Consider the following 14,139-nt stretch of genomic DNA (forward strand, 5'->3'; position numbering starts at 1 on the left):
CAGGAGTTTACGCATGGCCAGCTACGGCATGAACGACGTCAAGAACGGGATGAAGATCCTGGTCAACAACCAACCGGCCGTCATCATCGACACCGAATACGTCAAGCCGGGCAAGGGCCAGGCCTTCACCCGCGTGAAGTACCGCCTGATCAAGGACGGCCGTACCCAGGAAGTCACCATGAAGTCGACCGACTCGCTGGATGCAGCTGACGTCGTCGATACCGACATGAACTTCATGTACAGCGACGGCGAGTACTGGCACTTCATGGACCCGGAATCCTTCGAGCAGGTCCAGGCCACCAAGGCCGGCATGGGCGGCGCAGAGAAGTGGCTGAAGGGCGAAGAGTCCTGCGTGGTCACCCTGTGGAACGGTGAGCCGATCTTCGTGCAGCCGCCGAACTTCGTCGAACTGAAGATCACCGAAACCGATCCGGGCGTCCGTGGCGATACCTCGGGCGGCGGCGGCAAGCCGGCCACCCTGGAAACCGGCGCCGTGGTCCGCGTGCCGCTGTTCGTGAACCAGGAAGAAGTGATCCGCGTCGACACCCGTTCGGGCGAATACTCCGCACGCGTCAAGTAATCCGGCGCAGCCGGATTACGGTAGTGCCGGCCGCTGGCCGGGTACGCGCCATCGCATTCGCGCTGGCGCTCCCATGATCTGCTTCGGCAGATCATGGGCCCCGCTTCACGGGTCTCCAGACCCCGCCGCTTCGCGGCAGCCCCTGACTCAGGGGCGTGTCCCCCCAGAAGTATCTCGCCGCCCCCACAGCCAAGTGAGCCCGCATGAGCGATAGCCCGCACCTCCCCGAAGCCTGCGACCTGCTCATCGAAGCCGGTTACGTTGTTCCGATCGAGCCGCATGCGGTGGTGCTGGAAGACCATGCCGTTGCCGTGCGTGGCAGCGAGATCGTGGCCATCCTGCCGCGTGCCGAGGCCCGCGCACGGTTCCGCGCCACCCAGGTGGTCAGCCGTCCCGAGGCCGCGCTGATGCCGGGCCTGGTCAACGCACACACGCACAACCCGATGACCCTGCTGCGCGGCGTCGCCGACGACCTGCCGCTGATGACCTGGTTGCAGCAGCACATCTGGCCGGTGGAAGCGGCGGTGATCGGGCCGGAATTCGTGGCCGACGGCACCACCCTGGCCATCGCCGAGATGCTGCGCGGCGGTACCACCTGCGCCAACGAGAACTACTTCTTCGGCGACGTGCAGGCCGCGGTCTACAAGAAGCACGGTTTCCGCGCGCTGGTCGGCGCGGTCATCATCGATTTTCCCACCGCCTGGGCCAAGACCGACGACGAGTACTTCGCCAAGGCGGGTGAACTGCATGACCAGTGGCGCACCGATCCGCTGATCGGCACCGCGTTCGCGCCGCACGCGCCGTATACGGTCAACGATGCCAACTTCGAGCGGGTGCGGATGCTGTCCGACCAGCTCGACATGCAGGTGCACCTGCACACCCACGAGACCGCGCAGGAAATCAACGATTCGATCAAGCTGCATGGCCAGCGCCCGCTGGCGCGGCTGGATCGCCTCGGCCTGGTCAACGACCGCCTGATTGCGGTGCACATGACCCAGCTGACCGATGCGGAAATCCACCTGTGCGCCGAGCGTGGCGTCAGCGTGGTGCATTGCCCGGAATCGAACCTGAAGCTCGCCTCCGGTTTCTGCCCGGCCTGCGCCCTGCAGCGTGCTGGCGTGAACCTGGCGATCGGCACCGACGGCTGCGCCAGCAACAACGACCTGGACATGTTCAGCGAGAACCGCACCGCGGCGATCCTGGCCAAGGCCGTGGCCGATGATGCCACCGCGCTGGACGCTGCGACCACGCTGCGCGCGTCCACGCTGGGCGGTGCCCGCGCGCTGGGCTTCGGCGAGCGCATCGGTTCGATCGAAGTCGGCAAGCAGGCCGACCTGGTCTGCGTCGACCTGTCCGCACTGGAAACCCAGCCGCTGCACAACGTGCTGTCGCAGCTGGTGTACGCCACCGGCCGCCAGCAGGTCAGCGACGTCTGGATCGCCGGCAAGCCGAAGCTGGTGCAGCGCGAGCTGGTCGGCATGGACCTGCCGGGCATCATCGCCAACGCGCGCCAGTGGCGCGAGCGCATCCGTCATATCCGCGCCTGATCCCTGGCGCCGCAAGGACCCCTCATGACTGCCCCCCACGCTTCCTCCAATTTCGATCAGGCCGAGCTGGACAAGTTCGCCGCGCTGGCCAACCGCTGGTGGGACGCTGACGGCCCGCAGAAGCCGCTGCACGCACTGAATCCGGTGCGCCTGAAGTACGTGGCCGACCGCGTGCCGCTGCGCGGCGCACGCGTACTCGACATCGGTTGCGGTGGCGGCCTGTTGAGCGAAGCGCTGGCCCAGGCCGGTGCCGACGTCACCGCCATCGACCTGGCCCCTGAGCTGGTCAAGGTCGCGCGCCTGCATGCGCTGGAAAGCGGTGCGAAGGTCGAATACCGGGTGCAGGCCGCCGAGGATCTGGCCGCCGAGCAGCCGGGCAGCTTCGATGTGGTGACCTGCATGGAAATGCTGGAGCACGTGCCGGACCCAGGCGCGATCATCGAGGCCTGCAAGCGCCTGCTGAAGCCGGGCGGTCACCTGTTCCTGTCGACCATCAACCGCACCGCTGCCGCGTTCGCGGTGGCGATTGTCGGCGCCGAGTACGTGGCGCGGCTGCTGCCCAAGGGCACGCACCACTACCAGGAATTCATCAAGCCGGCCGAGCTGGCTCGCTGGCTGCGCGAGGCCGATGTGCAGCTGGTGGATGTCAGTGGCATGGCTTACGAGCCGTGGCGCAACCATGCCCGCCTGAGCAGCCGCACCGACATCAACTACCTCGCCTACGCGGTCAAGCCGGCATGACCTCTGCCCGCTTCCCGCGCGCGGTGCTGTTCGATCTGGACGGCACCCTGCTGGACAGCGCGCCGGACTTCGTCGCTACGTGCGATGCGATGCTGGCCGAGCGTGGACGCGCACCGGTTGATCCGGCGCAGCTGCGACCGGTGGTCTCCAAGGGCTCGCGTGCGATGGTGGGCGCCGCCTTCCCGGACCTGGATGCCGCCGCGCGCGATGCACTGATCCCCGAATTCCTGCAGCGCTATGAAGCGTTGATCGGCCAGCACGCGGTGCTGTTCGATGGCGTGGCCGGCATGCTCGCCGCGCTGGATGAGGCCGGTACGGTGTGGGGCATCGTCACCAACAAACCCGAGTACCTGGCGCGCCTGATCCTGCCGCAGCATGGCTGGCAGCAGCGCTGCGCGGTGCTGGTCGGCGGTGACAGCCTGGCCGAACGCAAGCCGCACCCGCTGCCGCTGCTGCACGCCGCGCAGGCGATTGCCGTTGCCGCCGAAGACTGCGTGTACGTGGGTGACGACGAGCGCGACATCATCGCCGCGCGTGCCGCGGCCATGCCGTCGGTGGCAGCCCTGTGGGGCTACCGCCTGCACAGCGACGACCCGCTGGCCTGGCAGGCCGACGTGCTGGTCGAGAACGCCGAACTTCTGCAACTGGCCAGTCTCTGGCCGACCCGGCCGGCAGCCCCGGCCCAGCCGTAAGGAATCACGTAGTGAGCAGTACCGCGCTGGACAGTTTCCTCGACAAGTGGCGCAGCCGTTGGCCGGAATGGTCGGTGGCCGCCCCGTTCGTGGCCGAATCGCAACGCGAGCTTGCCGTGGCGTGGTTCGCGCTGCTGCAGGAGTTCGACGACATGCTCAACACCGGCGGCGATCCGCTGCCGGCCGACGCCAAGCTGGCGTGGTGGGGCGAGGAACTGCGCAGCTGGGCCGCGCATCGTTCGCGCCATCCGCTGGGCCGTCTGCTGGAGCCGGTGCGCGCGCCATGGGCGCAGCTGGCCGAGGCGCTGCCGGATCTGGTTGAAGCGCGTACCGTCGCACTGGATGCGGCCGGAGCCGAGCGTGCGCTGGCCAATTACGCTGAAGCCGTAGCCGCGGTGGAGGCGGCTTTGTTCGCGGACAAGCCGCGCACCGGCGCAGGCCGTGCGGTGCAGCTTCAGACCCTGGCCCAGCGCCTGCAGGATGCCGGCGTGGCCGGTGTGCCGCGCAGCCTGCTGGACGGTGATGCCAGCAGCGCCGCGCAGCGCTGGGCGCAGCATCTGTTGAAGGGGTGGGGCACCCGCGTGCCCGGCCCGCGCCCGCGCCGCGTGTGGTCCAGCCTGGCGCGCGCGCGCGTTGCCGCGCAGGCCGCAGGCAAGCCGATTGAAGCCACCCCGGTGCGCACCTTGCTGCGCGTGTGGTGGGCCGCGCGCGGTTGATCGATTCTGGTGGGTGCGGACCTGGGGTCGGGTGGGTGCGGACCTTGGTCCGCACGCTCTGTGAGGTTGTGCCGACCAAGGTCGGCGCCCACCAAAGCGCATTGCGCGCGTTACTTGCGTTCCAGCACCAGCAACGGATCGATACGGGTATCGAACCAGTTCATGCCCCAGTGCAGGTGCGGGCCGGTGGCACGACCGGTGGCGCCGACCGCGGCGATCACCTGGCCTTGTTCCACACGGTCGCCAACTTTTACGTCGATGCGCGACAGGTGCAGGAAGTTGGAACTGACCCCGAAACCGTGGTCGAGCAGCAGGGTGCCGCCGGTCAGGTACAGGTCCGGGCCGGCGAAGGTCACGATGCCGGCGGCGGGAGCCTTCACCGGGGTGCCGGTGGGCACGGCGATGTCCATGCCGGAATGACCGGCACCGGGCTGGCCGTTGTACACGCGGGCATTGCCGAAGCGGCCGCTGATGCGGCCCTGCACCGGCCAGATGAAGGTCTGGGTGAAGTCGGTGCGGTCGTCATCGCGGGCACGCGCGGCAGTCACCTGCGCCTGTTCGCGCTTGATCCGCTCGGCAATCGCCGGCGGCGGATTGACCGTCTTCGGCGGCACGCCGTTGACCCGCTCGGTGGGCCAGTCGCGCGGCGTCACCACAATGGTCGCGGTCTCGCTGCCACCATCGGGGCGCTGCACCTGCACGCGCAATGGTCCCTTCTCGTCGCGGCCGATGCCGAACACCACGCTGCCATAGCCGCTCACCCGCAGCTGGCGGCCGGCGTACTGCACGCGGCTGCCGGCGGGAACCTTGCCGATCACCAGCGCGCCCTGCGACGCACTGGCCGGGAACACCACGCGGCTGTCGATCAGGCTGCCGATGCCATCCTGCGCCTGGGCTGCCGGTGCGGTGAGCAGGGGCGCAGCCAGCAGCAGCGCTCCGAACAGAAGTACCTTGCGCATCAGCGGTCGTAGGTCATGCGCTGGCCGGCCGGTTCACCCACCAGGTTGCTGCCGTCCCACACCAACTGGCCGTTCACCCAGGTGGAGGCCACGCGCGAACGGAAGGTGGTGCCTTCAAACGGCGACCAGCCGCACTTGGACAGCACGTCCTCGCGCTTGACGGTGAACGGCACGTCCTCGACCAGCACCAGATCGGCGAAGTAGCCTTCGCGCAGGAAGCCGCGTTCTTCCACGTCGAACAGCTGCGCCGGGGCATGCGCGAACTTCTGCACCACCTGCTCGCGGGTCAGCTTGCCTTCGTGCACGCGTTCCAGCGCGGCGACCAGCGCGTACTGCACCAGCGGCAGGCCGGACGGTGCCTGCGCGTACGGCTTCTGCTTCTCTTCCCAGGTGTGCGGCGCGTGGTCGGTGGCCAGCACGTCCAGCACGTCGTCGGCCAGCGCAGCGGTGATTGCTTCGCGGTCGGACACTTCCTTGATCGCCGGGTTGCACTTGATCAGGTTGCCCTTGGTCGCATAGTCCGGGCGCGCGAAGTGCAGGAAGTGCACGCAGGTTTCAGCGGTGATCTGCTTGCGGCTCCCATCGGCGCGGATCAGCGGCCCCTTCTCGAACAGCGCCAGCTCGTCGGCGGTGGAGATGTGCAGCACATGCAGGCGGGTGCCGTGCTTGCGTGCCAGCGACATCGCCAGGCGGGTCGACTTGATGCAGGCCTCGCGCGAACGGATGTCCGGATGCATGTCCGGGGTCAGTGCGTCGCCGTACTTTTCCTGGAAGGCCTTCAGGTTGGCATCGATCATCGGCGTGTCTTCGCAGTGCGTGATGATCGGGGTCGGGCACTCGCGGAAGATCGCGTCCAGCGTTTCCGGGTTGTCCACCAGCATGTTGCCGGTGGAGGCACCCATGAACACCTTCACGCCCGGGGCCTTCTTCGGGTCCAGGGCGCGGATCGCGTCCAGGTTGTCATTGCTGGCGCCGTGGTAGAAGCCGTAGTTGGCCCAGGCGCGGCCGCGCGCGAGCTCGTACTTGGCTTCCAGGATGGTCGAATCCAGCGTCGGCGGGTTGGTGTTGGGCATGTCCATGAAGCTGGTCAGGCCACCGGCCACGGCCGCCGCCGATTCGCTGGCGATGTCGCCCTTGTGGGTCAGGCCCGGCTCGCGGAAGTGCACCTGGTCATCGATCATGCCGGGCAGCAGCCAACGCCCGGCCGCGTCCACCACCTGCTCGCCCTCGCGCGGCGCCAGCCCACTGCCGATCTGCGCGATGCGGCCGTTCTCGATGCGCAGGTCGCCGTCGAAGGTGCGGCCTTCGTTGACCATGCGGGCGTTGGTGATGAGGGTGGAGGACATGTCAGTGTTTTCCTGTGCAACGGCAAGAGGGGGCGTTGGGAGACTCGGGCACGGGGTCGAAGCCGCCGGGATGGAACGGGTGGCAGCGACCGAGCCGGCGCGCAGCCAGCCAGCTGCCGCGCAGCGGGCCGTGCCGCGAGATGGCTTCCATCGCGTATTCAGAACAGCTCGGCACGAAACGGCAGCGTGGCCCCAGCAAGGGGCTGATGAAGCGCTTGTAGAAGCGCAGCAGGGCGATGAGCAGGCGCGAGATCACCCAGTCATCTTATGCCAGTTGGCATGAAGGCCGCATTTGTGCAGGATGGGCCGTTGGTCGCATGTCGCCGATGGCCTGCGACCGGTACCAGCACCTTCGGGTGCTGGCCAGGTTCCGTACCGCGCAAGGCGGTCCGTGTTCGTCGGACTGCCTCCAAGGGCGCCTTGACTCCAGGACTGAATGGAGCAGGGGGTCGAGGTTGCTGCTGCGGGTCGGGTAGGCTATAAAGGCCCGCTTTCCCGGGCCCCGGGGAATCCAAGGAAGAGCGTTTCGTGGCTGCTAAAAAAACTGCAAAGAAGGCCGCAACGGCCGCCAAGAAAACCGCCAAGCCTGTTGTGAAGAAGTTGGCGGCAAAGCCCGTTGCCAAGAAGCCGGCCAGCAAGCCGGCGACCAAGGCAGCGTCCTCGCAACCGGCGGCCAGGAAGGCCACCGCAAAGAAAACGCCGGTCAAGGCAACCAAGCCGGTGGCGAAAAAGGCTGCTGCGCCCGCCAAGGCCAAGCCTGCCGCTGCCAGCAAGAAGGCGCCGGTGGTGAAGAAAGCCGCCAGCAAAGCCGCGCCGGTGAAGAAGGCCGCCGCCAAGCCGGTGGCGAAGAAGGCAGCAGCCAAGCCGGCGCCGAAGGCGGTGGTGAAGAAGGCTGCGGTCAAGCCGGTCGCCAAGCCCGCAGCAAAGAAGGTCGCTGCGGCCAAGCCGGTTGCCACGCCTGCCGCTGTAAAGAAGGTTGCCAAGAATGTTGCCGCGCCGGCCGTAAAGCCGACCCCGGCCCCAGTAGTGAAGTCCGCACCGAAGCCTGCTGCCAAGCCGGCTCCGGCCAAGCCTGTCCCGGCCAAGACCGTGGCAGTGGCAGCAGCCCAACCGGCCTCCAAGCCGGCCCCGGCCGCCGCTCCTGCTGCTTTGAAGGCCCCGCAATCCAAGAATCCCGTGCCCGTTTCGAAATCGCCTGCCAAAACCGCCGTGAAATCCGATTCCGCCCCGAAGACCGTGTCGCGCCCTGTCGGCAAGGTTGCCGTGGCCGTCGCCGCCCGCTCGGCGGCACCGGCCCCGCGCAGCAAGTACAAGGTGGTCGAATACAAGACCGACGAGGCCACCGGCCGCCCGATCCTGCCGGCTGGCTACAAGCCGTCCTCGGAAGAGGAATACATGAGCTCGCTGCAGCAGGAGTACTTCCGCCAGCGCCTGCAGAACTGGCGCGCGGACCTGGTCGAAGAGTCCAAGCAGACCATCGAGAATCTTCGCGAGGAAGTGCGTGACATCGGCGACGAAGCCGAGCGCGCGACCCGCGAGACCGAGAACTCGCTGGAACTGCGTACCCGCGACCGCTACCGCAAGCTGATCGGCAAGATCGACAGCACCCTGAAGCGCCTGGAAGCGGGCGACTACGGTTACTGCGTCGACACCGGCGAAGAAATCGGCCTGGAGCGCCTGGAAGCGCGCCTCACCGCTGAACGCACCATCGACGCCCAGGAGCGTTGGGAGCACCTGCAGAAGCAGCAGGGCGACTGATTCCTGATCGTTGTATGGTCATGCGAAAAACCCGGTCTCGGCCGGGTTTTTTGTTGGGTTCGAGTTGGCTGTGTAGAGCAGCGCCTTCCGGGTATCGGGTGGAGCCTGCGGGTGGGTCCGGGCAGGACACGCTGCAAGTACATCCCTGTAAGCTCGGCCGCGGCATCCATGCCGCGGACGGTCCTGCCCGGACCCACCCGCAGGCTCTCGGCGGTTTCCTGCGTGCGCGGTTGCTGTAAAGCCGAGCCCACGCTCGGCTCAGGCCGAAGCCGGAGGGCAAGGAAGAGCAAAAGCAAAAGCAAAAGCAAAAGCAGCCAAGCATGGCTTGGCTCTACCAGGAGCGGTCATGCGTGCGCTCGCGGCTGTTGGGTCCGCCTTGTAGCGAGCCGAGCACCGCAGGGCACCGGTGCGCAGCGCCGGCTCGCGGATGGCGGAGCGTTTCTTTGGTTACTTTCTTTTCGCGAAAAGAAAGTGACAAGCCCAATCATCGAGGGAGAGCAATGGCCCCAGCCAAACGCCCGGCGCCGCCGAATCCGCTGTTCGCAGCGTCACTGCAGGTCGCGAAGATTCAACTTCCGCAGCGTCGGGTTCTTCCACGCGGTGATCCCGGCCACGCTCAGCACCGCGAACCCACCCAGCACCACTGCCGGCACCAGGCCGAGCAGCTTCGCCATCGTGCCGGCATAGAACGCGCCCAGCTCGTTGGACGAACTGATGAAGATGCCGTTGATCGACGACACCCGTCCGCGCATTTCTTCCGGCGTGGCCAACTGCAGGATGGTCGAGCGGATCACCACCGAGACGCCATCGAAGGCCCCATAGAACAGCAGGATCAACGCCGACAGCCAGAAGTGTTGCGACAGGCCGAAGCCGATCACGCACAGACCGAACCCACCCACCGCGAACAGCAGCACGCGGCCGGCATTGCGGTGCAGCGGGTGGCGGGCCAGCCACAGGCCCACGCACACCGAACCGAGCGCCGGCATCGCGCGCAGGATGCCCAGGCCCTCCGGACCGTGGTGCAGGGTCTCGTGCAGGAAGGCCGGCAGCATCGCCACCACGCCGCCGAGCAGCACCGAGAACATGTCCAGCGCCATCGCCCCGACCATGATCCGGTTGCCGACCACGAAGCGCGCGCCTTCGGCGATGCTCTTGAAGATGGGCGCGGCAGGACCGGTGTGCACCGGCTCCTCCACTTTCAGCGTGGCCAGGCAGGCCATCGCCACCAGCGCAAAGGCCGTAGCCACCGCGTAGGACAGGCCCTTGCCACCGAAGCCGACCAGCACGCCACCCAGTGCCGGGCCGGCCACCATGCCGGCCTGGAACACCACCGCGCCGAGGCCGGCGCCGCGCGCGAACTGATCGCGGGCCAGCACGCGGGCGAACAGCGCGTTGTAGATCGGTGACAGGAAGGCGCGGACCATGCCGGTCAGGGCGATGGCCGCATAGATGGGCCACACGCCTTCAAACGGCAGCCAGCCCTTGGCCACGCCGGTCAGTACCAGCGCGGTGGCGATCAGTCCGGAGCAGGCCGCCATGCCCAACCGGCGCCGCGGCAGATGATCGACCAGATAGCCGGCGAATGGCGCCACGCAGAAGAACGGCAGCACCTCAGCCAGGCCGATCAGGCCCAGCGAGAACGGATTGCGGGTGACTTCGTAGATGTGCCAGCCAACGGTGACCGCCACCACCTGGTAGGACAGCATCGCGAAGATGCGGTATGCCAGCAGCTTGGCGAAGCCGGGCCGGGACAGCAGGCCCAGCGCGGTGTCTTCCGCTGTGGCAGGCTCGCTCACGACGGATCGCGCTGCAGCTGGGCCTGCGCGGTCTCGCGGATGAAGGCCAGCATCGCCGCCACGCCGTTGCTGCGGGTCGGCGAGAGGTGGCGGGCCAGGCCGATGTCCTGGATGTAGCTCGGTTCAGTGGCCAGGATCTCCTGCGCCGAGCGCCCGGAGTACACACGCAGGGCCAGGAAGATCAGGCCGGAGACGATGGCCGAATCGCTGATGGCATGGAAGCGCAGCGACTGCGCATTGCCTTCCGGCACGATCCAGACCATCGACTGGCAGCCGAGCAGGCGATGCTCTTCGGTCTTCCATTCTTCCGGGAAGGCCGGCAGCTTGCGGCCGAGGTCGATCAGGTACTGGTAGCGCTCGGACCAGTCGCCGAAGAAGCCGAATTCCTCGGCGATGGCGGTCTGTGCCTCGGCGGCGGTGGGTTCAAGCGGGAACGGGGAGTCGGTCACAACAGTCTCTACAGTGGGGCGTGGCCGGCGGACCGGCCACGGGGCAGGGCAGGTCAGCCGCGCTTGCGCGACCAGCGCACGCCCTGCGGGGTGTCTTCCAGCACGATGCCTTCGGCGGCCAGCTGGTCGCGGATGGCATCGGAACGGGCGAAGTCGCGTGCCTTCTTGGCGGCGGCACGCTCGTCGATCAGGCCCTGGATGCGGGCATCGTCGCCGTCATCGCCAGCGGCGGTGCCGAACCACTGTGCCGGGTCGGCCTGCAGCAGGCCCAGGGCCAGGCCCGCACCAAGAAGCTCGCCCTTCAGGCGTGCCTGTTCGGCCGGGTCGGTGGCCCGGCGTGCATCGGCGGCGATACGGGCCACTTCGGCCAGCGCCTGCGGGGTGTTCAGGTCGTCATCCAGGGTCGCCTCGACCGTGGCCGGGATCGCCACGACCGCCTCGACCGACGCCAGTTCGCGCAGGGTGCCGTACAGGCGGTCCAGGGTGCGCACCGATTGCTCGATCAGGCCATCGGACCAGTCCAGCGGCTGCCGGTAATGGGCCGACAGCAGGGCCAGGCGCAGCGCTTCCGGCGGATGCTGGCGCACCAGGTCGTGCACGCGCTCGATGTTGCCCAGCGACTTGCTCATCTTGGCGCCGCCGAAGTTGAGCATGCCGTTGTGCAGCCAGAAGCGGGCGAAGATCTTGCCGCCATGGGCGCATTCGCTCTGCGCAAGCTCGTTCTCGTGGTGCGGGAACTGCAGGTCGACGCCGCCGGCATGGATGTCGATGGTCTCGCCCAGGTGGGCGGCGGCCATGGCCGAGCACTCGATATGCCAGCCCGGACGGCCCCGGCCCCACGGCGATTCCCAGCCGGGCAGGTCGTCGCTGGACGGCTTCCACAGCACGAAATCGCCCGGGTCGCGCTTGTACGGGGCCACGTCGACGCGGGCGCCGGCCAGCATTTCGTCGGGGTCGCGGCGCGAGAGCTTGCCGTAGCCTTCGAAGCTGGCCACCGCAAACAGCACGTGGCCTTCGGCGGCGTAGCCATGCCCGTTGGCGATCAGCTGCTCGATCATGGTGATGATCTGCGGAATGTGCGCGGTCACCTCCGGCTCGATGTCCGGCGGCACCACACCCAGCGCGGCCATGTCTTCACGGTAGGCGGCGGCGAACTTGTCGGTGATGGTGCTGATCGGTACCCCCTGCTCGCGTGCAGCGGTGTTGATCTTGTCGTCCACGTCGGTGATGTTGCGCGCGTAGCGCAGGCCGCCGAAACGGCGTCGCAGCAGATCGGCCAGCACCCCGAACACCACCGGGCCACGGGCGTTGCCGATGTGCACGTAGTTGTAGACCGTGGGGCCGCACACATACAGGGTCGGACAGGCCGGGTCGAGCGGGGTGAACGGTTCGAGCTGGCGAGTCAGGTTGTTGTGCAGGCGCAGGGTCATGGGGCTGTGGCTGGGGGACAAGCCTGTGATTTTAGAACGTGTCGGCCCCCTTTGGGGGCACCGCCTGCCACCGGTGGACGCCGGGTCCGCCCAAGGTGGGGTGGGCAGGAGCAGCGTGGACGGGTAATGTTCAGCCCCTTGCGCTCGCCACTGCCTACACTATTGCCGTGTCCTTGCTCCCTTCGCCAATGAAATCCACCGCGTTGCTGACCCTGGCCTGCCTGTCGGCGCTGGCCGCCGTGGCCCAGGCGCAGGAGGCCGAGCCCCGTAACCGGGTGGTGATCGTGGAGAACGTGAAGTTCGACTACGCGCAGGTGCTGAACGTCGAACCCGTGTTCCAGACCCTGCGCGCGACCCGCACCGAAGAACACTGCGAGCCGGTCTCGACCCGTACCCTGGCGCCGGTCAATGTCACCGGCGAGGAGCCGGTCGAGGACAAGGGCCGGATCAGCCGCTTCTGGGACTCGGTGCGCTCGATGTTCAAGCGCAGCGATGAAGAGGTCTCCGAGGACACCGCCGCCGAGTCGCCCGCCCCGGCGCCGGCACCCGCCAACAATGGCCCGATGCTGACCCGTGACTGCCGCATCGTGCCGGTGGGGCGTGAATTCCGCAGGCCCATCGCCTACGACGTGGATTACGTCTACAAGGGCACCAAGTACCGCTCACGGCTGCCGGAAGACCCCGGCAACCGGCTCAAGATCCGGGTATCGATCACCCCCTGGGTCGGCCCCGAGCAGGGCGCCGCCGGCAATCCCTGATTCTGCGACCCCGGCCCCTTGCGCCGGCCCCGGGCGCATGCAAAGATGGTTGACCATGAAGCTCACCGACTTCCAGCACGACAGCAGCGCAGCCCGACAGGCGTCGGGCATGACCTCGCGTGCGCGTCGACCGGAACCCCACATCCTCGCTGGGTAACCGGAGCTTTTTGCTGTTCGTCCGAAAAAAACCCAGCCGCCCGGCTGGGTTTTTTCGTTTCTGCGTTCTGAAAGCTGCAACTGCAACCTTTTCGTTCCACCTTTGCTTCCTGTTTTCCCTTCCACCGCGTCGAACCCGGCGCCGCCACGCAAGGAAAGATGATGTCCCCCAAGCACTTCCTGAACACCCAGGACTGGAGCCGCAGCGATCTTGACGCGCTGCTGACCCAGGCCGCGCTGTTCAAGCGCAACAAGCTCGGCGACCAGCTCAAGGGCAAGTCGATCGCGCTGGTGTTCTTCAATCCGTCCATGCGCACCCGCACCAGCTTCGAACTGGGCGCGTTCCAGCTGGGTGCCCACGCGGTGGTGCTGCAGCCGGGCAAGGATGCGTGGCCGATCGAGTTCAACCTCGGCACGGTGATGGACGGCGATACCGAAGAACACATTGCTGAAGTGGCCAAGGTGCTGGGCCGTTACTGCGACATCATCGCCGTGCGTGCGTTCCCCAAGTTCATCGACTGGGCCTACGACCGCCAGGACATCGTCCTCAACAGCTTCGCCAGGTATTCGCCGGTGCCGGTCATCAACATGGAGACCATCACCCACCCGTGCCAGGAGCTGGCCCACGTGATGGCCCTGCAGGAGCACTTCGGCACCCAGGACCTGCGTGGCAAGAAGTACGTGCTGACCTGGACCTACCACCCCAAGCCGCTGAACACCGCAGTGGCCAACTCGGCGCTGACCATCGCCACCCGCATGGGCATGGACGTGACCCTGCTGTGCCCGACCGCCGACTACATCCTCGACGACCGCTACATGGGCTGGGCCGAGCAGAACGTGGCCGAAAGCGGCGGTTCGCTGAAGATCAGCCATGACATCGACAGCGCCTACGCCGGCGCCGACGTGGTCTACGCCAAGAGCTGGGGCGCGCTGCCGTTCTTCGGCAACTGGGAACCGGAAAAGCCGATCCGCGACCAGTTCAAGCACTTCATCGTGGACGAGCGGAAGATGGCGCTGACCAACAACGGTGTGTTCAGCCACTGCCTGCCGCTGCGCCGCAACGTGAAGGCCACCGATGCGGTGATGGATTCGCCGCAGTGCATCGCCATCAACGAAGCCGAGAACCGACTGCACGTGCAGAAGGCGATCATGGCGGCGGTTGCCGGGCGCTAGATCGAACAAGGGGTAGCGCCGACCGTTGGTCGGCAGCT

14 protein-coding genes are annotated in these 14,139 nt (G+C 67.2%); 8 read left to right on the forward strand and 6 right to left on the reverse strand.

Going from position 1 to position 14,139, the window contains the following annotated elements:
* The first annotated feature begins 13 nt into the window (after positions 1-13).
* From efp to EKL94_RS00125, 5 genes are all read left to right on the forward strand, one after another.
* Positions 14-580: an elongation factor P gene (gene efp / locus EKL94_RS00105; protein WP_014037874.1), complete on the forward strand. Its 567-nt coding sequence runs from the start codon at positions 14-16 to the stop codon at positions 578-580.
* Positions 581-783: 203 nt separating this feature from the next.
* A complete protein-coding gene (locus tag EKL94_RS00110; protein WP_005410380.1) occupies positions 784-2,127 on the forward strand; it encodes a TRZ/ATZ family hydrolase in 1,344 nt (447 codons plus the stop codon).
* A 24-nt stretch (positions 2,128-2,151) separates the two neighbouring features.
* On the forward strand, positions 2,152-2,868 hold the full coding sequence (gene ubiG / locus EKL94_RS00115; RefSeq protein WP_126927491.1) for a bifunctional 2-polyprenyl-6-hydroxyphenol methylase/3-demethylubiquinol 3-O-methyltransferase UbiG: 717 nt from the start codon (positions 2,152-2,154) through the stop codon (positions 2,866-2,868).
* Complete coding sequence (locus EKL94_RS00120; protein ID WP_100438763.1) at positions 2,865-3,560, forward strand: phosphoglycolate phosphatase; 696 nt, start codon at positions 2,865-2,867, stop codon at positions 3,558-3,560. The genes ubiG and EKL94_RS00120 overlap by 4 nt, the downstream gene beginning before the upstream one ends.
* An 11-nt stretch (positions 3,561-3,571) precedes the next feature.
* Positions 3,572-4,276 carry a squalene/phytoene synthase family protein gene (locus tag EKL94_RS00125; RefSeq protein WP_126927492.1) on the forward strand — a complete coding sequence of 235 codons (705 nt, stop codon included), beginning with the start codon at positions 3,572-3,574 and terminating at the stop codon, positions 4,274-4,276.
* Positions 4,277-4,386: 110 nt separating this feature from the next.
* On the opposite strand, the gene EKL94_RS00130 is transcribed toward EKL94_RS00125, so the two are convergent.
* Genes EKL94_RS00130 through yidD form a run of 3 tightly spaced genes read right to left on the reverse strand, consistent with a single transcriptional unit; the run spans position 4,387 to position 6,837 of the window.
* Positions 4,387-5,235, reverse strand: a complete 849-nt coding sequence (locus tag EKL94_RS00130; RefSeq protein ID WP_126927493.1) for a M23 family metallopeptidase — start codon at positions 5,233-5,235, stop codon at positions 4,387-4,389.
* A complete protein-coding gene (locus EKL94_RS00135) occupies positions 5,235-6,581 on the reverse strand; it encodes a dihydroorotase (protein ID WP_126927494.1) in 1,347 nt (448 codons plus the stop codon). Before EKL94_RS00135 ends, EKL94_RS00130 begins: the two co-directional genes overlap by 1 nt.
* Position 6,582: 1 nt before the next feature.
* On the reverse strand, positions 6,583-6,837 hold the full coding sequence (gene yidD / locus EKL94_RS00140; protein ID WP_005414016.1) for a membrane protein insertion efficiency factor YidD: 255 nt from the start codon (positions 6,835-6,837) through the stop codon (positions 6,583-6,585).
* Positions 6,838-7,109: 272 nt separating this feature from the next.
* Here yidD and dksA point away from each other — a divergent pair, with 272 nt between their 5' ends.
* Complete coding sequence (gene dksA / locus EKL94_RS00145; RefSeq protein ID WP_126927495.1) at positions 7,110-8,339, forward strand: RNA polymerase-binding protein DksA; 1,230 nt, start codon at positions 7,110-7,112, stop codon at positions 8,337-8,339.
* Between the two features lie 548 nt (positions 8,340-8,887).
* Here the strand turns inward: dksA and EKL94_RS00150 are convergent.
* The 3 genes from EKL94_RS00150 to cysS are packed head-to-tail and all read right to left on the reverse strand — an operon-like array spanning position 8,888 to position 12,014.
* Positions 8,888-10,135, reverse strand: coding sequence for an MFS transporter (locus EKL94_RS00150; protein WP_126927496.1), 1,248 nt, complete (start codon positions 10,133-10,135; stop codon positions 8,888-8,890).
* The gene (locus EKL94_RS00155; protein WP_010486631.1) at positions 10,132-10,584 is read right to left on the reverse strand and encodes a SufE family protein; all 453 of its coding nucleotides are present in this window, start codon (positions 10,582-10,584) and stop codon (positions 10,132-10,134) included. The genes EKL94_RS00150 and EKL94_RS00155 overlap by 4 nt, the downstream gene beginning before the upstream one ends.
* A gap of 53 nt (positions 10,585-10,637) precedes the next feature.
* Positions 10,638-12,014 (reverse strand): cysteine--tRNA ligase, encoded by a 1,377-nt coding sequence (gene cysS / locus EKL94_RS00160; RefSeq protein ID WP_126927497.1) that lies wholly within the window; start codon positions 12,012-12,014, stop codon positions 10,638-10,640.
* A 188-nt stretch (positions 12,015-12,202) separates the two neighbouring features.
* Here cysS and EKL94_RS00165 point away from each other — a divergent pair, with 188 nt between their 5' ends.
* Together EKL94_RS00165 and EKL94_RS00170 are read left to right on the forward strand one after the other, a co-directional pair.
* A complete protein-coding gene (locus tag EKL94_RS00165; RefSeq protein WP_032129397.1) occupies positions 12,203-12,772 on the forward strand; it encodes a glycine zipper 2TM domain-containing protein in 570 nt (189 codons plus the stop codon).
* A 318-nt stretch (positions 12,773-13,090) separates the two neighbouring features.
* On the forward strand, positions 13,091-14,101 hold the full coding sequence (locus tag EKL94_RS00170) for an N-acetylornithine carbamoyltransferase (RefSeq protein WP_126927498.1): 1,011 nt from the start codon (positions 13,091-13,093) through the stop codon (positions 14,099-14,101).
* The last annotated feature ends 38 nt before the right edge of the window (positions 14,102-14,139 follow it).

This window comes from Stenotrophomonas maltophilia, from assembly GCF_003970865.1.
Taxonomy (GTDB): Bacteria; Pseudomonadota; Gammaproteobacteria; order Xanthomonadales; family Xanthomonadaceae; genus Stenotrophomonas; species Stenotrophomonas maltophilia_AR.

Bases quoted from the DNA above. Each gene is read 5' to 3' on its own strand.
- efp (WP_014037874.1), top strand. From the start codon at position 14: ATGGCCAGCTACGGCATGAACGACGTCAAGAACGGGATGAAGATCCTG.
- EKL94_RS00110 (WP_005410380.1), top strand. From the start codon at position 784: ATGAGCGATAGCCCGCACCTCCCCGAAGCCTGCGACCTGCTCATCGAA.
- ubiG (WP_126927491.1), top strand. From the start codon at position 2,152: ATGACTGCCCCCCACGCTTCCTCCAATTTCGATCAGGCCGAGCTGGAC.
- EKL94_RS00120 (WP_100438763.1), top strand. From the start codon at position 2,865: ATGACCTCTGCCCGCTTCCCGCGCGCGGTGCTGTTCGATCTGGACGGC.
- EKL94_RS00130 (WP_126927493.1), bottom strand. From the start codon at position 5,235: ATGCGCAAGGTACTTCTGTTCGGAGCGCTGCTGCTGGCTGCGCCCCTG.
- EKL94_RS00135 (WP_126927494.1), bottom strand. From the start codon at position 6,581: ATGTCCTCCACCCTCATCACCAACGCCCGCATGGTCAACGAAGGCCGC.
- cysS (WP_126927497.1), bottom strand. From the start codon at position 12,014: ATGACCCTGCGCCTGCACAACAACCTGACTCGCCAGCTCGAACCGTTC.
- EKL94_RS00165 (WP_032129397.1), top strand. From the start codon at position 12,203: ATGAAATCCACCGCGTTGCTGACCCTGGCCTGCCTGTCGGCGCTGGCC.
- EKL94_RS00170 (WP_126927498.1), top strand. From the start codon at position 13,091: ATGTCCCCCAAGCACTTCCTGAACACCCAGGACTGGAGCCGCAGCGAT.